This is a genomic window from Cohnella sp. GbtcB17, from assembly GCF_019091135.1.
Classification (GTDB): domain Bacteria; phylum Bacillota; class Bacilli; order Paenibacillales; family Paenibacillaceae; genus Cohnella.
Map to the genome: position 1 here is coordinate 1 of NZ_JAGXJW010000086.1, position 22,265 is coordinate 22,265.

At 51.9% G+C, this 22,265-nt stretch carries 21 protein-coding genes and 1 pseudogene; 13 read left to right on the forward strand and 9 right to left on the reverse strand.

Annotated features, from left to right (window positions below):
• A partial coding sequence (locus tag KVT38_RS30745; protein ID WP_217597572.1) for a monooxygenase occupies positions 1-1,107 on the reverse strand: 1,107 nt, incomplete at its 3' end.
• A gap of 343 nt (positions 1,108-1,450) precedes the next feature.
• Between KVT38_RS30745 and KVT38_RS30750 the strand changes: the two genes are divergently transcribed.
• Positions 1,451-1,927 carry a MarR family transcriptional regulator gene (locus tag KVT38_RS30750; protein ID WP_217597573.1) on the forward strand — a complete coding sequence of 159 codons (477 nt, stop codon included), beginning with the start codon at positions 1,451-1,453 and terminating at the stop codon, positions 1,925-1,927.
• 107 nt (positions 1,928-2,034) lie between these two features.
• Here KVT38_RS30750 and KVT38_RS30755 read toward each other — a convergent pair whose 3' ends face one another.
• Positions 2,035-2,967, reverse strand: a complete 933-nt coding sequence (locus KVT38_RS30755; RefSeq protein WP_217597574.1) for an alpha/beta hydrolase family protein — start codon at positions 2,965-2,967, stop codon at positions 2,035-2,037.
• Between the two features lie 200 nt (positions 2,968-3,167).
• Between KVT38_RS30755 and KVT38_RS30760 the strand changes: the two are divergent.
• Positions 3,168-3,527: pseudogene (locus tag KVT38_RS30760) on the forward strand (MerR family transcriptional regulator); the annotation flags it as partial.
• A 102-nt stretch (positions 3,528-3,629) separates the two neighbouring features.
• On the opposite strand, the gene KVT38_RS30765 reads toward KVT38_RS30760, so the two are convergent.
• A complete protein-coding gene (locus tag KVT38_RS30765) occupies positions 3,630-4,922 on the reverse strand; it encodes an FAD-dependent oxidoreductase (protein ID WP_217597576.1) in 1,293 nt (430 codons plus the stop codon).
• 147 nt (positions 4,923-5,069) lie between these two features.
• On the opposite strand from KVT38_RS30765, the gene KVT38_RS30770 reads away from it, so the two are divergent.
• Positions 5,070-5,684, forward strand: a complete 615-nt coding sequence (locus KVT38_RS30770) for a TetR/AcrR family transcriptional regulator (protein WP_254639688.1) — start codon at positions 5,070-5,072, stop codon at positions 5,682-5,684.
• 71 nt (positions 5,685-5,755) lie between these two features.
• Here the strand turns inward: KVT38_RS30770 and KVT38_RS30775 are convergent, their stop codons facing one another.
• The 4 genes from KVT38_RS30775 to KVT38_RS30790 form a co-directional block, all read right to left on the reverse strand.
• A complete protein-coding gene (locus KVT38_RS30775; RefSeq protein ID WP_217597577.1) occupies positions 5,756-6,556 on the reverse strand; it encodes an SDR family NAD(P)-dependent oxidoreductase in 801 nt (266 codons plus the stop codon).
• Positions 6,557-6,597: 41 nt separating this feature from the next.
• Positions 6,598-6,921: a putative quinol monooxygenase gene (locus KVT38_RS30780; protein WP_217597578.1), complete on the reverse strand. Its 324-nt coding sequence runs from the start codon at positions 6,919-6,921 to the stop codon at positions 6,598-6,600.
• Between the two features lie 131 nt (positions 6,922-7,052).
• Entirely contained in the window at positions 7,053-7,904 is an 852-nt protein-coding gene (locus KVT38_RS30785; RefSeq protein ID WP_217597579.1) for an SDR family NAD(P)-dependent oxidoreductase, read from the reverse strand.
• Between the two features lie 218 nt (positions 7,905-8,122).
• The gene (locus KVT38_RS30790) at positions 8,123-8,698 is read right to left on the reverse strand and encodes a TetR/AcrR family transcriptional regulator (protein ID WP_217597580.1); all 576 of its coding nucleotides are present in this window, start codon (positions 8,696-8,698) and stop codon (positions 8,123-8,125) included.
• A 164-nt stretch (positions 8,699-8,862) separates the two neighbouring features.
• On the opposite strand from KVT38_RS30790, the gene KVT38_RS30795 reads away from it, so the two are divergent.
• From KVT38_RS30795 to KVT38_RS30820, 6 genes are all read left to right on the forward strand, one after another.
• A complete protein-coding gene (locus KVT38_RS30795; RefSeq protein ID WP_217597581.1) occupies positions 8,863-10,671 on the forward strand; it encodes a cache domain-containing sensor histidine kinase in 1,809 nt (602 codons plus the stop codon).
• Positions 10,668-12,296, forward strand: coding sequence for a response regulator (locus KVT38_RS30800; protein ID WP_217597582.1), 1,629 nt, complete (start codon positions 10,668-10,670; stop codon positions 12,294-12,296). The genes KVT38_RS30795 and KVT38_RS30800 overlap by 4 nt, the downstream gene beginning before the upstream one ends.
• A 221-nt stretch (positions 12,297-12,517) precedes the next feature.
• On the forward strand, positions 12,518-13,819 hold the full coding sequence (locus tag KVT38_RS30805; RefSeq protein ID WP_217597583.1) for an ABC transporter substrate-binding protein: 1,302 nt from the start codon (positions 12,518-12,520) through the stop codon (positions 13,817-13,819).
• A gap of 98 nt (positions 13,820-13,917) precedes the next feature.
• Entirely contained in the window at positions 13,918-14,823 is a 906-nt protein-coding gene (locus KVT38_RS30810) for a carbohydrate ABC transporter permease (protein WP_217597584.1), read from the forward strand.
• A gap of 12 nt (positions 14,824-14,835) precedes the next feature.
• Entirely contained in the window at positions 14,836-15,699 is an 864-nt protein-coding gene (locus KVT38_RS30815) for a carbohydrate ABC transporter permease (RefSeq protein WP_368859191.1), read from the forward strand.
• Between the two features lie 14 nt (positions 15,700-15,713).
• On the forward strand, positions 15,714-17,186 hold the full coding sequence (locus tag KVT38_RS30820) for a sulfatase (protein WP_217597585.1): 1,473 nt from the start codon (positions 15,714-15,716) through the stop codon (positions 17,184-17,186).
• Positions 17,187-17,288: 102 nt separating this feature from the next.
• Here the strand turns inward: KVT38_RS30820 and mle are convergent, their stop codons facing one another.
• Positions 17,289-18,131 (reverse strand): alpha/beta fold macrolide esterase, encoded by an 843-nt coding sequence (gene mle, locus KVT38_RS30825; protein ID WP_217597586.1) that lies wholly within the window; start codon positions 18,129-18,131, stop codon positions 17,289-17,291.
• A 465-nt stretch (positions 18,132-18,596) separates the two neighbouring features.
• Between mle and KVT38_RS30830 the strand changes: the two genes are divergently transcribed.
• The 3 genes from KVT38_RS30830 (at position 18,597) to KVT38_RS30840 (ending at position 20,812) form a co-directional block, all read left to right on the forward strand.
• Positions 18,597-19,169 (forward strand): TetR/AcrR family transcriptional regulator, encoded by a 573-nt coding sequence (locus tag KVT38_RS30830; protein ID WP_217597587.1) that lies wholly within the window; start codon positions 18,597-18,599, stop codon positions 19,167-19,169.
• A 94-nt stretch (positions 19,170-19,263) separates the two neighbouring features.
• Positions 19,264-20,109, forward strand: coding sequence for an SDR family NAD(P)-dependent oxidoreductase (locus KVT38_RS30835; RefSeq protein ID WP_254639689.1), 846 nt, complete (start codon positions 19,264-19,266; stop codon positions 20,107-20,109).
• Between the two features lie 37 nt (positions 20,110-20,146).
• Positions 20,147-20,812, forward strand: a complete 666-nt coding sequence (locus KVT38_RS30840) for an NAD-dependent epimerase/dehydratase family protein (RefSeq protein ID WP_217597593.1) — start codon at positions 20,147-20,149, stop codon at positions 20,810-20,812.
• A gap of 42 nt (positions 20,813-20,854) precedes the next feature.
• Here the strand turns inward: KVT38_RS30840 and KVT38_RS30845 are convergent, their stop codons facing one another.
• Positions 20,855-21,421: a TetR/AcrR family transcriptional regulator gene (locus KVT38_RS30845; protein ID WP_217597588.1), complete on the reverse strand. Its 567-nt coding sequence runs from the start codon at positions 21,419-21,421 to the stop codon at positions 20,855-20,857.
• A 207-nt stretch (positions 21,422-21,628) separates the two neighbouring features.
• Here KVT38_RS30845 and KVT38_RS30850 point away from each other — a divergent pair.
• On the forward strand, positions 21,629-22,265 hold a 637-nt coding region (locus KVT38_RS30850; RefSeq protein ID WP_217597589.1), incomplete at its 3' end, for an NADP-dependent oxidoreductase.

Here is a 22,265-nt window from a genome sequence, read left to right on the forward strand (position 1 = left end):
TTGATAATTAGCCTCCGGTATTTGAATCAGATTAGCCAGGATGCTTCGCAGTTCCATGATGGGAGGAGTCACGTCCAGAAGCAGGGTTTGAACCTCGGTATTCCGGAGCAAGGCCGTATTCCATGGGAAACGTTCGGTATGATAACTGTCCAATAGCCAGTCCGGAGCCCAGCCTTTGAGTGCTCCTGCAAGCTTCCAGCCTAAGTTCATCGCTTCTTGCAAGCCGACGTTCATTCCCTGTCCGCCAGCCGGAAAATGAATGTGCGCCGAATCTCCCGCCAAAAACAATCGGCCATTCCGATAGCGTCCCGCTTGCCGCGTCGCATTTCCGAAACGGGACATCCATTTCACATCGTTCAATCCCAGATCGCTTCCGGTCGTACGGATGAGCGATGAACGAAACTCTTCCAATGTAACGGTCTCATCCTTGGAGACGTTGCGTCTCTCCAGATCGATCATTAAAACCCGATAGATGCGATCATTGATCGGCATGATGCTGACCAAGCCTTTTTCTGTAATCCGGGATATGACACTCATAGGAGCCAAATCGGATAGAACGGCATCTCCCAGAATAGCCGTGAAGGTCGCGTCTGTACCTTCGAATGGTATATTTGCATGTTTGCGCACCAAACTTCTGGCTCCATCCGTACCGACCACATAAGCGGATCTTAACATTGATTCTCCATGAGAGCCGGCAATCTTAACATCGACCCCTTCCTCATCCTGATGCACAGATAGCGCCTCAACCTCTCTCCGGACCTCTGCGCCAAGGCTAAGCGCCCATTCCTCCAGCACCTTCTCCGTCTCGCTCTGCGGTAAAAAAAGCGTGTGATTGGAGGAAGAATCCAACGCCGAGAAATCCAAAGGTGTCGCTAATCCCGCAAAGTGCCCTCTAGAAAGTAAGCGGCCCTGGCTGATTAATTTTGATTTCACTCCACGCATATCTAATATTTCAAGGGTACGTGGATGTACGGTAAGCGCGCGTGAATAGGGAGTTGTCTCTTTTAATCGTTCAATGACGCAGACCTTTACACCGGCTAGTGCCAATTCTCCGGCCAACATCATGCCGACGGGGCCGCCGCCGATAAGAATGACTTCATAGTTCATATCCATAACCTCTTTTCGGAAATTTAGGGAAAGATAACGACCGCATCTATTTCGATAAGCCATTCAACCTGGCCTGGTAGGCAGGCATGCTCCTTTCATATGAATAAATCTCCCCTATAAAACCTCCTTCATAAAGGATTGTTTCGGTAGAATCTTTTTTATTTCTTGTGAAAAGGGGTGTGATAAAAAGGAATATTCTATTTTTGTTTCATACGAAACAATGTAATTGTAATTGTTCGCTCTATATCCTGTCAACCTTTATCGATGTTTGTAATTCCTCTTTGTTTCCCACAAAACAATCTATGATATAATAAAACAAATGAGCCAAGGAGCCAGCATAGCCATGGATACTGCCAATAAAAACAAAGCTGCAATTCATGAATTTTTCGTTCGGTTTCTGGAGCAAAAGGAGCAATATGAAACCCGAATAACTGCCACATACCTGGAGGATATCCGAAGGCATATTGAATCGGAATTCAGCTTGAATATGACGGAACTGCACACCATTGCGTGCATCGGAGAGCAGGAGCCGATTAATCTCACCTCCATCGCGGAAAAGATGAATTTAAGCAAAGGGAACACCTCCAAGATCGCTAATAAATTACTAAAGGCAGGGTGGGTGCGAAAAGCCCAGCTCAACGACAACAAAAAGGAAGTGTATTTTCGGCTAACGCCTGTCGGAAAAAAGCTATTTGCTGCTCATGACGAGCTTCATGCGAAGGAAAGGCAAAGAATGTACGAGTTCTTGGAAAGATATAACGAAAGCGAACTCGAATTTATTAAACGGCTGTTTGGAGATATGGTTGACTTCTATCGCTAACGTGTAGAAGGCAAGGTCGATCCGGCCAAGTGCTGATCAGAAAAAGAGAGCGAGCTCCCCCACAGGCATTGGGCCGGCGGGGGAGCTCGCTGTGTTTCTCTGGAGCTTTATTTGGATTCAATTCGACCAATTGAATGGGTCGTCTCGGACAAAGTCTGTTTCACTGCCGACCAGTTGGTCTGCTCAATATCGAGTACATGTCGAAGGTAAGCCCATGTAACCTTCTGGATTAGGGCAACTCGTTCTGGGTTTTCGTCTGTTGTTTCTTTAACCTCGTAACCAGCGATTCCTCCAAGTGAGTGTTCTGCACCAAAAAGGGTGAGCAGGCTCTCGGCTCCCGGGCTGAGGAAGTAAGGGTCGCTCATCCAATCCGGCCCGCGAACGGTCAGCTGATATTTGTTAGGAGTGTCGTCCTGATCCCCGACGACCACGAGGGTGGGCTTGGTCATGTGCTCGAAGCTCACGTTCAGATGCGGCATCTTCTCGGCCGCGAACGGTGTCAGGCTGTCACCGCCTTGCCCAGCGGTGGCGAATAGCACGCCTGCTTTGATGCGCGAGTCGGACAGGTCCTCTTCCTTCTTAGTCTCGGGGTTGAGGACTCGCAATCCTAACAGGTTGCCCGCCGTCTGGCCGCCGAAGGAGTGTCCCGCTGTGGCGATGCGGCTTCGGTCAAGGCGCCCGCTGAGGCCGGGAACGGCAGATTCAAGGAAATCAAGCTGATCAAGGATGCGCTTCATGTCTTCCACTCGGAAACGCCATATTCGTGGTGTGCGGGGATCGTCCTGGGGGAGAGCCAATGTCCTTGAGTCGAGATGGGTAGGTTGAATGACTACGAAGCCGTGTGCAGCCCAGAAGTCAACCAAGGGGCCGTAACCCTCCAACGATGAGCCAGAACCGTGCGAGAAAACAATAATAGGTAAGTTACGACCGGTCGTCGGTGCGGAAACTCTCACTTGCAGATCCTCGCCACGGCCTGGGGCTGAAAGCACGATCGGCTTCACCGAGACGACTGGAGAGGGTGCGGTAATCTTTAGTTCCATAATTAATGTTCCTGCCCTTCTTAAGAGAGATTTTTGCCGGGAATTTTATCCCTGTCAGAGCCCATAATAAAAGTTGGAGTTAAATCCATGTCAAGGGGTGAAAATAAAAAAGTTGATTAGGAATAAATGATGGAAATAAGTTTGACTTGGAGTAAGCTCCAAGATGTATAATGCCCAAAATGGCAATTTAGGGAGGAGACATAATGGAAGAACAAACTTTTACGATCAAGCAAGTCGCCGAGCAAACCGGTATTTCCGAGGATACAATCCGCTATTACGAAAAGATCATGCTGCTGCCTCAGGCAGAACGGAAGGAAAACAGGCATCGCTTTTATCGAAAAGAGGACATTTATAGGATCAAGCAAATAACCTGCCTCAAAAAAACGGGAATGTCGCTCGAGGCTATGCGGCCATTTTTGGCTGCCTCAGTCGACTCCGTTTCCGTTAATTATCCTGAACTGGTGGATCAATTAAGAAGTCAACGTGAACATATTATGATTCAAATTTCCTCGCTTCAGCAGATTGTTGATTTTATTGACATAAAGCTGAAAGAAGGTAGGCCCCAATAATTAAAGCTCGATCCAGGCTTTTTTAGGCGGTTCCGATTGAAGTAGCATTGGCAAGCCCTTGCTACATCCTCATTGATGCGAAGTGATAGTCTGTTACATTAAATTCTCTTGTAGTAATGCTTTTAATCCTGCCGTATTCATTACGTTCCATGGGGTGTTTAATTCTGGCTGAAAGAAGAAGTCGGCATAGGCCCATTGTTCTAATGTGCAGCCGGTTTGAATCGCAAGGGAGACCGTATGGATATGAGCAGTCATATCAACTTTAGACATGATTTGTCCCCCTAAAATCTCTAAAGTTGTTGGATCGTAAACCAGTTTGAACATAACGGTCTTCTCCGGAGAAAATAGGGCTGTCTCTTGTTCCAAGTAGACGGATTTTATTTCAATGCCAAGCTTTTTTGCCGTTTTATCATTCAATCCAGTTGTAGCGAAATAATAATCGAAAATATGCGCACCTGAAGAGCCTTGTACACCAGGAAGCGGATGAATGGCTTCGTATAAGTTTTTTACTGCATAATGTGCTTGACGACGCGCGTTGGTTGCTAATGAAACATTCATCCGCATTTTACCGGGATTGTACCAAACCGTTGTTGCATCCCCAATGGCGAAAATATCGGGATCGCTTGTACGCATGTATTCATCCGTTTTAATTCTGCCCTCCGGCAATAATTCCACTGAGCCTCGCAACCACTCCGTGTTGGGACGATTGCCGGCAGACAAGATGACCAGGTCAGCTGAATAGGTGCCTGTTTTAGTTACAACCTCGATGACTCTATCATTTTCATCACCGACAAATTCGATGATCGAGTTGCCTAGTGCCAATTCCACATTTCGATCTTTCATTTCTTTTTCCAGTACATCCGTAAATTCTTTATCTAAATAGGAGCTTAAAGGACGATCGTTGATGTCCATTAACGTAACCTTTTTCCCTGATTCGGCAAATAATGAAGCTGCCCCAGTCCCAATGTATCCTGCGCCAACAACAACAACGTTTTTAATATCTGGATCTGCAGCATGTTTTCTCATATTGAATATATCTTGTCGACTGCTCATCGTACCGATGTTTTTTAAATGCTGTCCAGGAACAGGAGGAATAAATGGCTTTGCACCAGGACTTAAAATAATTTTGTCATAACTCTCCTTTCGCGTTTCCCCTGTCATACGATTGAATATTTCCACTTGGTGTTTGCCAGGTTCTACTTTAGATATTTCGGTGTTGCGGAAGATGGATACGCCTTGTTGTTGAATGGATTCAAGATCCTTGGCCGAAGTGGAGGAGAAGTCTCCTTTGTCATACCATTGAACGTTCGCTTCCGGAAACATCAATCGTATCGCTACAACCGCTTCAAAACCTCCATGCGATGCTCCTACAACAATAGCTTTCATAATTGCCTCTCCTTTAAGTACATTGATGTATCTTATTTGATTATTAGGATACACTTATGCACCTTAATAAGTCAATAAGATACGCTAGTGAACCTTATTCATTTAAGATACAGTTTGCTGTATAATGAATGTACAAGGAGAGAAAGAATGATGACGGAATCAAATAAAAGCCGCCGTCGCGGCGACCATTTACAAAATGATATTTATGCAGCAACGTATCGTCTGCTGGAGACGGAAGGGTACAGTGCGATTAATTTTACGCGTATTGCTCGTGAGGCGAATACCAGTCGTTCGGTGGTTTATCGTTATTGGGATACCCCGTTTGATTTAGTGTTTGCAGCTGTCCAACAACGGATGCAACAATCGGAAGAGAAATTCAACAATTTGGATTTTGACAGAGGCAGTCTCCGTGATCATTTAGTATATGTTGGTCAGCATTTTATTTTGGAGTCCAACCATGGACCGTTTAGATTGTTTAAAATGCTGTTTTCCGAGATGATTAACCAGCAGGAGCGAGAACGAACGGGCCAGATGTTGGCCGAAGCAACGACTTCCAATATTAAGATTATGGATAGCGTTCTTCAACAGGCGGTACAACGGGGAGAAATCACAAAGCTCCCACCTAAAGCGACCAAACTCATTCTTTTTGAGCAAATCCGCTATACGTTTATGATTGAAAATGGACGGGTGTCGCATGAGAAATTGGAGGAAATTGTTGATCATGTGGTGTTGCCGGCCATTTTATATTTCTCGAAGCAGTGAATTCTCATCTGATCTGTTGCATAAAGCCCCCTGTTGCGAGGGGGCTTTCCATTTTATCAAACCATTTCGGCTTAAATCGTTTTAATCATATTTCCATCAATCACATAATCCGCCCCGGTAATCATGGAAGCTCGCTCCGAAGCAAGGAACACGGCAAGGTTCGCAATATCTTCGGCTTCTGCAAATTTCCCCAATGTGATACCAGCCATTTTAGGCAGCTCTTCAAAAACTTTTTCGGAATCCATCGCTGCCATCGAACTGATTGTTTTGGCCATTCCATTCTCAGGGTCTTGCCACAAAGGCGTTACGACCGGTCCAGGCGAGATCGAGTTCACTCTAATACGACGAGATCCAAACTCACCGGCCAGCATTTTCGTCAAATTATTAAGTGCCGCTTTGGTTGTGCCGTAAATAGGCAATAACAATTCGGGCATTTGTGCATTTACCGAAGAGATGTTTACAATGGCACCCTCATTGTTCTTGAGGATATGCGGTAATGCCGCTTGCGTAAAACGAACAACGCTAAACAGGTTTAAATCGAAAAGCTGTTCCCATTCCTCATTTGGCGTAGCCAAGAAGCCTTCTCCTCTCCTCTTGTCAACGGCCCCGACACTATTGATTAAAATGTCGACTCTCCCGAACACGCCACCGAGTTTTTCAGAAAGTTCAACGGTATTGCGTTCCGTACTGACATCAATAGATAGATGTTTGACTGACTGATTTTCAACAAGTCCAGCCAATTCCTCCGTTAATGTCCGACTTACCGCGACCACACTTGCCCCTTCTTCGATAAACTTTCGAACGATAGCGAGTCCAATTCCTTTACTTGCTCCGGTAACGACGGCTACTTTATTGGCTAATTTAAGATCCACGCTTACCCTCCTAAGGCTAATGCTTTTATAATTCGTTGCGCTTACTGCGCTGGGCGAAACGGCTGCAGGAGTCGAATCCCTTCCTCAATGGATCCCTCCATCAATTCCAAGAGCCGGGGTACCAGTTCCTTCATCCGGGGCGCATTCAGATGCCGATCGAGCGCGTCCCGGTTTTCCCAGCGTTCGTAGATGATGAATGTGCCCGGCTGGCCTTCTACCTCGTGAGCCTCGTAGTCGATGTTGCCTACGTCGTTGCGCGACGGGGTGACAGCGGCAGTCATGAATGCCTTCATCTCGGCTTCCCTCCCCGCCTTGGCTCTCGCCTCCCACAGTACGGTAACGTAACGGTTGTTTGTATCGTTCATGCAAATTCCTCCTCATGGATAACATCTTGACGAACCATAGCTAAACGGCGTGTTTGGTATTCACTCAAAGCCTTGATGATCGAATTCGGAAACGGGGGTTCCGTGTAATGGCGTCATTCGCAAAAAATCCGTTACTGCAGCTTCATCTGGCTGCGGAGCATCCGATCAAGGAGTTTGTCAGGGAGAATACGGACCAGTCGTGTCAGCAGCGCCGAATCGCGACCGGCCGTATAGCGAGTGCGCGGTTTGCTTGCGTGGATGGCTCGTGACACAACTGCTGCGACTTCTTCGGGGCGGATGCCGTCCGTTGCCCACGTCTCAGCCTGAGCCTTCACGGCAGCGAAAAGACGATCATGGCGCCTATGCTGGTCCGGCGTCATCAACTTGGCCAGCCGCTCCGCCGTCGTAATCCCTTGCTCCGACAGTCCCGTGCTGACACCGCCGGGCGTGATCATGATGACCTTCAATCCGAACGAGGACATCTCCCTCCGAAGACTGTCGTTGATCGCTTCCATCGCATACTTGGCAGCCGAATAAATGCCGAAGCCGGGCATGGAGATCTTGCCGCCAAGCGAACCGATATTGACGACGCGCCCGCCGCTGTTCAGCAAGGCTGGGGTAAGCGCCTGAATAACCGCGACCTGTCCAATGACGCTGACTTCGATCTGACGGCGAAATTCATCGAGCGGAACCATCTCAAGCGGCGCATTAACGGCGATGCCGGCATTGTTGACCACGGCCCGCAAAGAGCGGCCAAGCGGATCTTGCTTCACCCGTTCGGCCAGCGCCTTCAGGGTGTCGAGATTGGTAATATCGACGATCACCGGCTCGATATTATGGCGTCTAATCTTGTCGGCGTCTTCCTGGCGGCGAACCCCGGCTAAAACGTGAAATCCGTCAGCGGCGAGCCGTTCCGCGGTAGCCCTGCCGATGCCGCTGGACGTACCCGTCACGACAACCAGTTCTTGATTTTTGGATGACATCGTAACCCTCCTGAGTTTGGATAACATATGGATCACTGTATAGCACTGTTATATAGGTATTATAGCACCGCTATACAACGTTGTCTATAGCAGTGCTATAGTTTTTCTGCTGTGTCTGTAGGGTGAGCGAGTGAGATCATCAAATGCCTGTGAAAATGAAAAAATCGCCATCCGGTTTGGATAGGCGATCTCTCTTAAGTGCCGTGATTTGTGGAGTTTCATTTTGAATCGGCGTCCGGCCTTTGGATCAGAATGATCTGCATGACGCTTTCCCTGATGCGATCGATGACGTCGGGCTCGGGCGGGGGCGCCTTACGAAACTGGGCCGTCACGTATAGCCAAGCGGCCGTATTGGCGGAAGCCCAGACCAGATCTGCCGCAGCCTGGGCCGGCACGGCCAGTTTGCCTTCGGCAGCGACCCGCTGAACATTTTGCACCAGTGCTTGATGCGATTGATCTGCCGCCTCTATATGCGCGCCTTCGAGCAACCGCCCCATCATCGCCGCATAAATCCGGGGACGGGCCGCTGCGAAGCGGACATAGTCATCCCATCCTTGACGAAGAGCCATCTCTGGGTTGGCGGACTCGGCAGCGGCAATCTTGCTTTCAAGCAGCTGTTTGAACGCTTCCACGATAGCCGCGCTCAGAAGTCCATCGGCATTGCCGAAATGGTGGTAGAGCGTAGGAGCTGTAACCTGCGCGATCGCCGTGACGGCACGCGTCGAAAATTGGGCGCCGCCCTCCTCTTCGAGCACCTTAAGGGCAGCCGCTAAAATCTTGTCGTATGTGTTCATACGCCCATTATAGCAGTGCTATAGGCGTATGTCCATGGCGAAGGTTGTCCGCCTAAACACCGGACGCTCTTTTTAGCTGTCAAGCCCAAACCGAATTTGCTATAGTAGGGTAGCATTTTGATTTTCGGTGCTCACAGGGGTGCTCATAGGATGGAGGCTTCTGCATGCTATGGAAGCGGCTTATGCCGAAAAGGAGCGTTCAAACGAAATTTCTGCTGTCGGCGCTCGTGCTGATTCTGCTGCCGCTCGGCTTGTTCGGCGCGATCTTCCTGCAAGTGTCGAAGGACTCCATTTCGTCGCAGGTCAGCCGTTCGAATTTGCGAACGCTGGGGCAGATCGCCGACAAGACGGACCGGCAGCTGGACGATATTATCGCGGTGTCCAACCAGTTTTTCCTCAGCGCCGAAGTGAACCGCGCGTTCACGGCGAACGTCAAGCCGAACAGCTACGAATACGCCATGGAGCGATCCTCCTTCGACCGGATGCTCTCGAACTCGGTTTATTCGTTTAATCGGATCAGCTTTCAGGTGCAGCTCGCGGGGTTGAACGGTCTCCGGTTCCCGGACGGCCCTTCGCCGGGGACGCTACCCGTCAGCCAGTTGGCGGAGCGGGACTGGTACCGGGCCGCGGTGGAAGGCAAGGGCCAGATCATCTGGGTTACCGGTCCGGTCACCGAGCTTACCGGCAAAGCGGACGATGCATTTGCCTTCAGCGCGGTGCGTATCAGCAACCGGTTCGAGACCGGTTCCCCGACGGGCGTCGTCGCGGTCAGCGTGGAAGAAAGTACCCTGCACGATTGGTACGACAGCGCGCTGGATCGTGACCAGAAGATTATGATCGTCGACACGGACGGCCGGATTCTGTCCTCCGGCGATAAACGCCAGGTCCGGCAGTCGATCGCCGACCGGCCATACTACGAGAAGATCCGGCATTACGACTCGGGTTATTTTAACGCGGGGGAAGGCGGCGAAAAGCAGCTGATCTCCTTCCAGACCATCGGCAAGACCGGCTGGAAGATCGTGTCCTATACCCCGAGGCGGATCGTGCTGTCCGATCTGAACCGGCTTCAGACGTTGATGGCAATCGTCTTCGGCGTCGTCGCCCTGCTGTCCTACGCGGCGTCTTACCTGATGGCCAGACGGCTGGCCGTTCCGATCAAACGGCTGTACAACGATTTCGGCCGCGTCGAGATGGGCGATTTGTCGGTCCGCTCGCCCGTCCGCTCGGAGGACGAGATCGGCCATCTCACCCGCAAGTTCAACCGGATGATCGAGCGGCTTCAGGAGCTGCTGGACAAGGTTAAACGAGAGCAGGAGCGGAAGCGGCAGGCCGAGCTGCAGGCGCTGCAGTCACAGATCAATCCGCATTTTCTTTATAATACGCTGGCCTCGATCCGGTTCATGTTGGTCAAGCATACGCCCGAAGTCATCGATTCGATGATCGTGGCGCTCGTCAAGCTGCTGAAGCAGTCGATCTCCCGCCAGGACGAGCTGATCCCGATCGAGGAGGAGCTCGCGCTCGCGCGGAACTATCTATACATTCAGCAGGTTCGGCAGGGCGACCGGCTGGAGATCCGCTACGAGCTGGAGGAGGATATTTACGCCTACAAGACGATTAAGCTGATTCTTCAGCCGCTGATCGAGAACGCGATCTTCCACGGGCTGGAGCCTAAGGCGGACGGGCCCAGGCGATTGGACGTGAGAGGGTATTTGGAGGGGCAGAACGTCGTCTTCGAAATTGCGGACAACGGCATTGGCATGCCTTCCGTTGAAGCGCAGACGGGAGAGCCGCGGCAGGAACGGCTGCCCGATCGCCTGGGTCATCAGGGCGGATTCCGCAACGTACACGAGCGCATTCAGCTTTATTTCGGCGAGGCCTACGGCATAAGCGTAGATTCGTCCCTAGGAGAGGGAACGACCGTGTCGGTGCGGATACCGGCCATTCATAAGTGGGAGGAGGCGCGAACCGGATGAACATTCTGATCGTGGATGACGAGCCGATGATCCGCGAATGGTTCCAGATGACCTTGGAGAAGGCCGGCGACGGTTACCGGATCGTAGGGGAAGCATCGAACGGAGAGGACGCCGTCGCGTTCTGCCGCGCGCATGCCGTCGACCTGGTCGTGACCGACGTGAAGATGCCCCGGATGAACGGACTCGAGCTGATCAAGGCGCTCAAGGAGGAGCTGCCGCGGGTGCGCACCGTCGTATTCAGCTCGTATAACGAATTTCAGTTCGCGGCGGAAGCGCTCAAGTTCGGGGCCAGCGAGTACATCCTGAAGGCGGAGATTACGCTGCAGGGCTTGGTGGATATTTTGCGAAAAATCAAGCGGGACATCGAGCTCGACCGCCGCGCGGCGACCGAGATGAACGCGCTGCGGCATCGGCTGAACGAGAGTCAGCTCACACTGCGCAGCGCCTATCTCCGCGAGCTGCTCGAAGGCGGCCGGGAGGCGGCGGCTTCGTTCGAGGGCAAGATCGCGCAGTTCGGGTGCCGGCTGTCCGCGAAGCAGCTGAACGTGCTGGTCGTCGGGCTGCTTCGCGGACGGGACGGGCAGGAACCGCTGCGCATTCAAGAGGACGACCTGCTGCAGGTCGCCGTCACGAATATCCTGGACGAGACGCTGCTTGGCGAATTCGGCAACGGCTGCTCGCTTCCCTATCGGCCGGATCTGTACGTCCTCCTCGCGAATCCCGCCAGCACCGGCATGAAGTCGCAGCGGGAATCGCTGCTGCTGCTGGCGAGCCGGGTCCAGGAGCATTTGCAGCGATTCGTGGGCGCCGCTTCGGTCGTCGGCATTAGCCATACGTACAGCCAGTTGAGCTATTTGCCGGAGCAACTGACGGAAGCGCGGACGGCGGCAGGCCGCCACCTGTTTTACGGCGAGCCGGGCATCGCCTGGTACGGCGAGACCGACCGGGCGCCGGGCGCGGCTGCCGTCCCGGGCCCGTCCGGCGCCGTTGCCGATTTCCACGGCAGCCTGTTGAACGGGTTTACGGACTTGGCCTACGCCGCGTTCGCCCAAGCGATGGACGAGATCGCCGCCGGCAAGGCATTGCCGGCGAAGCAGGTCCGGGCCATCGTGCTGGAGCTGATCTACGCGGCGATGAATCGTGCCCGCACCTCCGGGGTGCCGATGGATCGGCTGGAGGCGCTGTACAACGAGGCCCACGTCGAGGTGCAGCGCCTCGCCGCGTTTAAAGAGCTTCGCGGCTGGGCCGAAGATGCGCTATCGCGCATTTTCGCCGGCATCGACGCGCTGAGGCCGAAGTACGGCGAGGCGGTGCAGCGCGGCTGCGAGTATATCGCGCTTCATTTCGCGGAGGATATTTTGCTGCAGGACATCGCCAGTCACGTCCACCTGAGCCGCACCTACTTCAGCGAGCTGTTCAAGAAAGAGACGGGCATGAACTGGAGCGAGTATCTACTTCGGCTGCGGATGGAGAAGGCGCAGGAGGCGCTCCGGGACCGCGCGTGGAAAGTCTCGGAGCTCGCGGCGCATGTCGGCTATTCGAATACGAGCTACTTCATCAAGCTGTTCAAAAGCTACGCCGGCGTCTCGCCGCACGAATTTATGGAGGCGCAGCGCAGGACCTAGCGCCGGCACCTATAAAAGCACCGCGGCGGCGGTGTTTTTTTGTCGCATCCGAAGATCGGCGCATCGAATCCGAATATTTTGCTATGCCCCGGTCGGATCGATTCGTCCCGGCGCCGATTACCCTATTCCCGTGAACGAATTGCTGAAGCCGGCGTCACCGGATCTGCACTGCGATTTTCTATAATTACGAGGGAAGATATCGATCAAGGGGGCATTCACGCATGAACAAAAGTAAGGGCCTCATCGCCGCCCTGAGCGTTGCCTTGCTCGCCGGCGCCACGCTATCCGCTTGCGGAGACAACGCGACGGAGCAACTGAACGAGAAAAAGGCGGACGATGCCAAGTCGCTCACGTTCTGGCGCGCCGGCACCGACCCATCGGAAAAGGCGTACTGGACGCGCGTGATCCAGCAGTTCGAAGCCGGACATCCCGGGGTGAAAATCAACTACAGCGAGGTTCCGTTCGGCAACGACATGGAGACGAAGCTGAATGCGGCCTACGCCAGCGGCACGGCCCCGGACGTGCTGTCGTACACGCTCGCTTCGGTGGCGCAGCGCGCGAATCTCGGGCAATACGAACCGCTTGACGCTTATACGGACAAGTGGGCAGGCAAGAGCGACATGATGGACAGCGTCCTTCAGACCGGCATGTACAAGGGCAAGCTGTACGGTCTCGGCTTTATTCCCGATCCGCGCGTGTTGCTGTGGCGTAAGGATTTGTTCCAGGAGAAGGGGCTCGATCCGGAGAAGCCGCCGGCCAGCTGGGAAGAGCTCGCGCATTATGCCGAGCTGCTGACGAAGAAGGAAGGCAACACGACCGTCCTCGCGGGGCTGGCGATCCCGACGTCCACGAGCTGGACGTTCTGGCAGTCGTTCGTGCTGCAGAACGGCGGACGCATCATCGACGCGGACAACAACAAGCCGCTGTTCGATTCGCCGGAAGCGATCGAAGCGACGCAGTTCATCGTCGATCTCGTCAACAAGGGCGTCACGATCCCGAACGACTCCACGAAGGCCAACGAAAATCTGTTCCCGAACGGCAAAGCCGCCATTGCGTACGACAGCCCTGCCGCTTATGTGAACACGCAGAAGGATCATCCGGAGCTGGCCGGCAAGATCGGCGTGGCGGGTCCGATCGCGCGCAAGGAAAAGGCGACCTTCGCGGGCATGCGCCTGCTCTTCATGAGCTCGCAGAGCAAGCAGAAGGACCTGGCGTTCGAATTCATGCAGACGGTCATGTCCAAGGAAGAGACCTGGAATCGGTACAAGGAGCTCGGCACGCCTGTCGTGCTTAATTCGCTGAAGGATCAGTACATTCAGGACAAGCCGGAGATGAACAAAGCGGTATTCGATGCGGTGACCTACGGACAGGGCGCAGCCAAGGTGACGTACGCGAGCAAAATGTACGAGATCATCAGCAGCAATCTCGAGCTCGCTTTCTACGGCAAGAAAACGGGCGAGCAAGCCCTGAAGGACGCGGTGGACGATCTGAACAAGGAACTGCCCAATCTGATTACCAATTAAGGATTCGCATTCGTGCAAGCGCCTGTCTCGACCGATTCGGGCAGGCGCTTTTTCATTTTCATCAAGTGAGGTGATCCGTCCTGAAGACGACGACGGCCATGCATACGCCCAACGCCCGCCCAAAGAGGTCCGGCGCCCCGATCGATTATGCCGGATACGTCCTGATCGCGCCCGGATACATCGTGTACTTCGCGTTCCTGTTCGTCCCGCTTCTGATCGGCATGTATTACAGCTTTACGGACTACAACTTCTACGCCAAGCCCGAATTCGTCGGACTGCACAACTATACCCGGCTGCTGCACGACGAGCTGTTCGGCCGGGCGGTCTACAACACCTTCATTTACTCGCTGTTCTCGATCCTGCCGCAGATGGCGCTCGGCCTGCTGCTGGCCGTCCTGCTGAACGGCAAGATCGCCGGCCGCGTCTTCGCGAGGGCGAGCATCTACGTGCCGAACGTGACGTCGATGGTCGCGGTATCGATGATCTGGCTCTGGATTTACGACCCTTCGCTCGGCATCCTGAACCGGCTGCTGCGGACCTTCGGGCTCGATCCGGTCCAATGGCTGTACGATCCGGGCACGGCGATGGGCGCGATCATCGCGATGAGCATCTGGAAGTCGCTCGGCTATACGATGATCGTCTACCTGGCGGGGCTGCAGTCCATCCCTTCGAGTCTGTACGAAGCGGCCCGCGTGGACGGCGCGTCGCGGATCCGGCAGTTTTTCGCCATTACGATCCCGATGCTGAAGCCGACCACCTTCTTTATCCTGGTCATGTCGTGCATTAATTCGTTCATGGTGTTCGAGCAGGTGAACATTCTGACGAACGGCGGCCCGCTCAACTCGACGACGACGATCGTCCACCAGATTTATTTGCGCGGCTTCCAGGACTTCCAGATGGGATACGCGTCGGCGATGGCTATGGTGCTGTTCCTGATCACGCTGCTCATAACCATTCTCAACTTCCGTCTCGGAAATCAAGGAAACGACTTAGATGCGGATTAGGAGGCGAAACGCGTGAGAATTAAATTCGGATCGGCTTCATTGTCGACAGTCGTGCTGCTGCTTATCTCCTTGATTATGCTGTTCCCGTTTCTGCTCATGATTGTCACGTCGCTGAAGACGATGGGCGAGATCCAGTCGCCGACGTTCTCCTTCATTCCGAAAAAATGGCTGTTTGAAAACTACGCGCTCGCGATGAGTCGCGGCGACTGGCTCCGGTATTTCTACAATTCGTTCGTCGTATCGGCCATTACGGTGATCTTCAGCCTAATTTTTAATTCAATGGCCGGCTACGCGTTCGCGCGTTTGCGTTTTCCGGGCCGCAACGTGCTGTTCTTCTCCGTCCTGATCGGCATCATGGTGCCGCCGCAGACGACGATGATCCCCACGTTCCTCATGATGAAGCTGTTCCCGTTCGTAGGGGGCAATAACTGGCAGGGCGCGGGCGGCTTCGGCTTCATCAACAGCTACATGGGCCTCGTGCTTCCGTTTATCGCGGGATCGTTCGGCATTTTCATGTGCCGCCAGTACTTTCTGAACTTCCCGAGGGCGCTGGACGAGGCGGCGCAGATCGACGGGGCTTCAATCTACCGGATTTTCTTCCAGATCTATCTGCCGCTCAGCAAGCCGATTTTGGCGACCCTCGCCATCTTCAAGGCGACATCCACGTGGAACGATTATATGTGGCCGCTGATTATGACGAATACGGAGAAAATGCGGACGGTACAGCTTGGACTCACGATCTTCCGCAGCGAGACGACGGTGGAATGGAACCTGCTCATGGCCGCGACCACGCTGGTCGTCCTGCCGCTTGTTCTGTTGTTTTTGGCCGCGCAAAAATATTTCGTTCAAGGCATCGTCACGACCGGTTTGAAATAAGGAGGCATGCAGCAGTGAAAACCATCCTGATCCTGCTCGACACATTGAACCGGCGCGCGCTGTCGGCCTACGGCGGGACGGGCGTCTCGACGCCCAACATCGACCGTCTGGCCGCCCAGTCCGTCGTGTTCGAACAGCATTGGTCCGGCTCGCTGCCGTGCATGCCGGCCCGGCGGGACATCATGACGGGCCGCGCCGCCTTTCTGGAGAAGGGCTGGGGCGGCATCGAGCCGTTTGACCGAACCCTGCCCGTGGCGCTGCGGGAGGCGGGCATTTACAGCCATATCGTCACGGACCACTATCATTACTTCGCGACCGGCGGGGAGAACTATTGCCAAGCGTACTCAACCTGGGATTTCCATCGCGGGCAGGAGGACGATCCTTGGGTGTCCACCGTGGCGGAGCCGCCGATGCCGCCCGCTTATCTCGGCCAGGTACGGGCGCAGTGCGAACGGAACCGGACGCGGTTCGCTCGGGAGGCGGACTACCCCGGACCGCGGACGATCCAGGCCGCGTGCGACTGGCTGGAGCGCAACGGCCGCGAGCATTCGTTCTTCCTGACCGTCGAAGCGTTCGACCCGCATGAGCCGTTCGATTGCCCGGATGCCTATCTGGATCTGTACGGAGACGACTATGCGGGACCTCCGTACGACTGGCCGAGATACGGCACGGTCGACGTGCCGCTGGAGGCGCTCGCGCATTTGCGATTGCGCTATGCGGCGACGCTGACCATGATCGACGCGTGGCTGGGCAAGCTGCTGTGCACGATGGAGCGGCTCGGCATCGACGACGATACACTGGTTATTTTTACGACGGACCACGGCTTCCTCCTCGGCGAGCATGAACTGACGGGCAAGAACGTTATGCATGTGTACAACGAGATCGCCCATATCCCGCTGATGATCCGGCTGCCGGGCGGCACCGGAGCGGGCAGGCGCGTGGGCGCGCTCACCCAGAATATCGACCTGATGCCGACGATCCTGGATTACATGGGCGCCGCGATACCCGATTCCGTGCAAGGCACTTCGCTCCGAGGCGTGCTGGAGGGCACGCAAGATCGCATTCGGGATACCGCGCTGTACGGGTACCACGGCATGGCGGTCAACGTGACGGACGGACGCTACGCGTACATGCGCGCGCCGGTATCGCCGGACAACCATCCATGCTTTACCTATACCGCGATGCCCACGACGTTCCGATCCTACCTCGGCGGGTCGGCGCCGGAGCGGATCGAAGCGGGGCGCTTCCTGCCATATACGCCGTATCCTGTCTTCAAGATCCCGGAAAGTACCGAAGGCCAGACGTACGCGCGCAATCGATGCGTTATGGACACGCGTCTGTACGACCTGGCGCAGGACGAAGCGCAGGAGCATCCGATCCGCGATGAGGCGCTCGAGGCACGGATGATCGGCTTGCTGAAGGACGCGATGCGGCGCGCGGGGGCGCCGGAGGAGCAATACGCCAGGTTAGGATTAAACGGCAAGTAGGCCATGTGCTCGCTCGCAGCGATACGCAAGCAACCCGCGCCCCTCCTCGGAGCTGCGGGTTGCTGAAGGCCATCGCGAGAAAACGAAATCGTACCGAGGGAGCTAAATCGGCATAGAAGTGTGCTTTGCAATAGAATCAATTACAATATCCCAGTCATCGGAATGAAGTTCATGTCCGGTCCCTTCCAATGCCAGCAACACTGAACCCGGAATCTCGTTAGCCAGATTTTTGCCGTGTTCATACGGGATAATGGGGTCTTCCGTACCGTGTATGATCAGAGCGGGCACGTCGATCTCCTTCGTCCTGGCCAGATAGGATTCTCCGCCTGACAGCAAGGCGTGATTCGTCATGCTAGCCGGATTATTACTTCTTGCAAATTCTTTTTTAGTCAACAGGCTAACTTTGCTCTCATCTAAGAGATGTTTTGAACCTGCGAGGATTCTTGATCTACCAATCGCAAACCCGACTACCGACCGTTCGTCGGTCCAATCTATTGTCCCCATATTCGAGAAAAACGCCATAACCTTTTCCTCCATCGGGGGGAGATGCGGAGCAAAATTGGACGTTGATAGGAGGGTAATGGTATGAACTTTCTCCGGATGCCTCAGAGCTATCATCTGGGTCAGCATACCGCCCATGGACATGCCTACGAGATGCGCCTGCTCAATCTTATAGGCATCTAATACGCTAACGGCATCATCCGCCATGTCTTCAAAAGTATAATTCGGTTGTCCAGGTTCATACGTTGTTGAACGTCCAACATCTCGGTTATCATAACGAATAATAAAACGGCCTGTATCAGCCAAGCGCTGGCAAAATTCCTCTTCCCACCAAATCATGGAGGATTGGGCACCCATAATCAATAAAATGGCCGGATTAGCCGGGTCTCCGAAACTATCTGTACATATATGAATGCCATCACTCTTTACTAATCGTTCGTTCATAGGGAATTCCTCCAATGTCTTAATAAAAATAAAAGCACAGGCTATTGGCCTGTGCATCTGTAATCGAAAAAGAATTTGGAATAAACCACAAGAAGAGGATTATCCTATAGCTGACGCGAAGTCAAGCCGCCGGATAGACCACAATATGATTTATTACAATTCCTTTAATCCAGTTTATATGGCATGAAAGCAGAGTTTCCCCTTCCTCCATGACATATAACTAAATCGGGTTACCGTGAAGGCAAACCATTCTTCGATTACTATGCACACAAAATAGCCTTAAACCACTATTTAGTTCATTGTGCAAAGAATATCGAAGAATTAGTTCAACACACATAACCCCTCCGTTCGTTTCAGTTAAGCGTATCCTAGCATAGGATATATTTCCATGTCAACAGCTAACAGCCTTCCCTCATCCCCCAAACCATATTGATTTTAAGTGAATAATCATTTATTATAGGCACCATGAGGAAAAGAGATGACAACAAAATCGATGCCTTGTACGAGGCGACGATCGAGCTAGTGAACGAGATCGGCATCGCGGCCACGACTGTAGCGAAGATTGCCAAACGAGCGAATGTATCTGCGGCAACGATGTACATTTATTTTGAGAACAAGGAAGATATGCTAAGCAAGGCGTATGTAACAAGCAAAATGAAGCTAAGCACCTTTTTGTTCTCGGGTGTGGATCCATCGGTTTCGGTTCAGGAGCGCTTCGAGCTTATGCTCAGACGATTCGTTGCCTTTATCGAGCAGTACAAAGAGCAATTTCTGTTCATGGAGCAAATCTCGAATTCCCCCCTGCTGGAAAAATGGTGCCTCGATGAGGTAAGCGCATTTTACGACCCGATAAGCGCATTGTTTACGGAGGGGCGCCAGCAGCAGTTGTTTAAGGAAGAGGATCTCCAATTACTCGTGTTGTATTCGGTCGTTCCGATCGTGCATTGGGTGAAAGAGCAGCTCAAGGTGCAGACGACAATCGACGGCCAGCAATTAAACAAGGTCATTCGGATGAGCTGGGAAGCCATTCGTGCGTGACCTTCTTTCTTCCTTCTTTATAAATAAATATTCATTTATTATCAGCTATTATCAGCTTCTACTCTATAGTCCATGAATAGGAGAGATCATCATTATGGAAAAACAAGTCGTAATCATCACAGGTGCTTCAAGCGGTATGGGATATGAAGCTGCAAAACGGTTCAATGAAAAAGGATGGATTGTCTATGCTGGCGCTAGACGTGTTGAACGAATGAAAGAGTTAGAAACACTTGGCATTCATACGATGCTACTTGATGTAACGAATACGGACTCCAATCAAAACCTCGTTGATACCGTTATAAAGGAACAAGGACAAATCGATGTACTCATCAACAACGCAGGTTACGGCGAATATGGTCCAACTGAGGAAATCTCAATGAAGAAGGCACGCGCTCAATTAGATGTTAATCTTTTCGCTGCTGCCGAACTTGCCAATATGGTTATTCCGATCATGCGGAAACAAAAATCAGGGCGAATCGTCAATATCTCCTCCACTGGCGGGGACCAATATACGCCACTCGGCGCCTGGTACTATGCTTCAAAAGCTGCACTTCAACAATGGAGCGATACTTTAGATTTGGAACTGCGTAATTTCGGTATCCGGAGCGTGATTGTTCAACCTGGCGGCACACGTACGGAATGGGCAAAAGTGACGCTTGAAAAAATCAAGGAAAATCTGGCACCCCTTTCTCCTTATAAAAAAATGGTTGATGCGCTTGAAGGCTTGACTAGCCGGCAACAATCAGGACGCTTTGCCAATATGGCTGCGACACCAGCCGATTTAGCCAAAGTCTTCTATAAAGCGGCGACGGATAAGCGACCTAAATGGCGTTATTTTCATTCATTTCCGGACCGGATGCTTACACTGATAGGGCGCCATTTTCCACGTAGCTATAGAGCCATATTAAATCAATTTATGATGAAGCGCTTTTCGCAATAAGCATCACGATCCAAAACAATGATTGGAGTGAGCGGTTATAAATGCCATTATATTTGGTGCCACCGGTATGGTTGGTCAAAGTGTGTTGCGTGAATGTTTGCTCGAAGACAAGGTTCAAGGAATCATGACGATCGGTCGTACTCGGACGAATCAGCAACATCAAAAATTAAGGCAGATTATACTTCAAAATGTAGCGGATTTATCTACTGTTGAATCAGAATTAACAGGATATGATGCCTGCTTTTTCTGCCTTGGCGTTTCCTCCGTGGGCATGAAGGAAGATGAGTATAGAAAAATCACGTATGATATGACGCTTTCCGTAGCACAAACATTAGCAAGGTTGAACCCTCAGATGACCTTTATTTATGTCTCTGGAAGTGGAACGGATAGTTCCGAAAAAGGGCGCTCGATGTGGGCAAGAGTGAAGGGAAAGACAGAAAACGATTTATTGCGTCTTCCCTTTCAGGCTGCTTATATGTTCCGTCCGGGTGCCATCCTTCCATCCCACGGTGTGAAATCCAAAACGAAGCTGTACCAGGTTTTTTACGATGCGATGAAGCCTTTTTATCCGTTACTGAAGAAGTTAGACATTGTCATTACATCGGAACAGCTAGGTAAAGCCATGATACAGGTAGCTATCGGAGGTTATCCTCGTTCATTGATAGAGAACCATGAACTCAAAAAAATAACTTGGCCGCGATAAATACTCACCTTGATGGCTGCGTCAAAAGGTCTAATTCTACATTCACTCACCCTGTACGTGAGGCATAACTTGAATACGCTCCAGCAGTGACCACAATTGATCTGCTATATCCTTAGCCGGAATGGGTGTTGAATGGATCATCCACCACTCGAGTACGCCAACAATAGCTGAAGCCACAAACTGTATCACCACCTCCTTGTTCATGTCTGGTTTTACGCTGCTAACATCGACCAATTCACCAAGATTACCTAGAATCTCATCCATCATATAGCTTCTGAAAGCAGGGATGCCTTTGTTAATGAGCAAAGTCTTATATATGGATTCATGTTGTTCCAAATACTCAAATGTGCGGACCAACAGAGGTTTCGAAAGTAAAAGAGAAGTACCGTCGAGACGCATGCAGCTTTCAAATAATTTTTTAAAATAAAAATCGATACATTTATCCAACAAATCGAACTTGTCCATGTAATGCAAATAAACAGTACCGCGGCTAACATCAGCTCGATCTGCTACTTCATTGATTGTAATATCTTTAAAATCTTTCTCTGCGAGCAGTTCGACAAAAGCCCCGATAATCGCTTTTTGTGTCTTTCGTATTCTTCTATCCATAAGCCCCTCCCTAAAATATGATGATTATTTATTAGTTAATGAACGATCCATCGAGTCTTGTTCATAAATGACCAAATGCAATTATTTTAACTATTGAAGCAAAAAGGCAACCTTGTTACGATCACGATACCAGACAAGCGTTAATAAATAAACGATTGTCTATAAGTTATTAATGGTTTGAATGATGAAAAATAGGAGGCGTTCATTTTGAAAGCTATCGTTTTGAAAGAATTCGGAGTTCCAGCAATTTTACAAGAACAGGAGATAGATGTGCCAGTAATTTCAGAAACACAGGTTTTAGTAGAGATGTATGCTGCATCGATCAATCCGGCAGATTATATATTACGTTCCGGGGCTGTTAGGGACATTTTGCCGGTTCAGTTGCCGTATGTTCTGGGTGCGGATCTTGCCGGTGTGGTCACTGAAGTTGGAAGCAAGGTAACGCTTGTGAAACCGGGCGACCAAGTTATGGGGATTCCTGTTAACAACGGTGGTGCCTATACCGATTATGTGGCGGTGGAAGAGAATGCACTTGCCGTCATCCCACAAGGGATGTCTTTTCATGAAGCTGCTGCACTGCCAACGGTTGGGTTGACGGCCTGGCAGTCTTTGTTTAAGTATGGAAAACTGCAATCGGGGCAGCGTATTCTGATTCATGCAGGTGCAGGCGGCGTGGGACATATTGCCGTTCAACTCGCCAAACAAGCAGGTGCCTATGTAATTGCAACAGCGCTTGAAATGAACCATGAATTTGTGCTGCAGTTAGGTGCCGACGAGGTCATTGATTATACGACAACCGATTTTACAAAGGCTCTTAGTAGTCCTGTAGATATTGTACTGGATA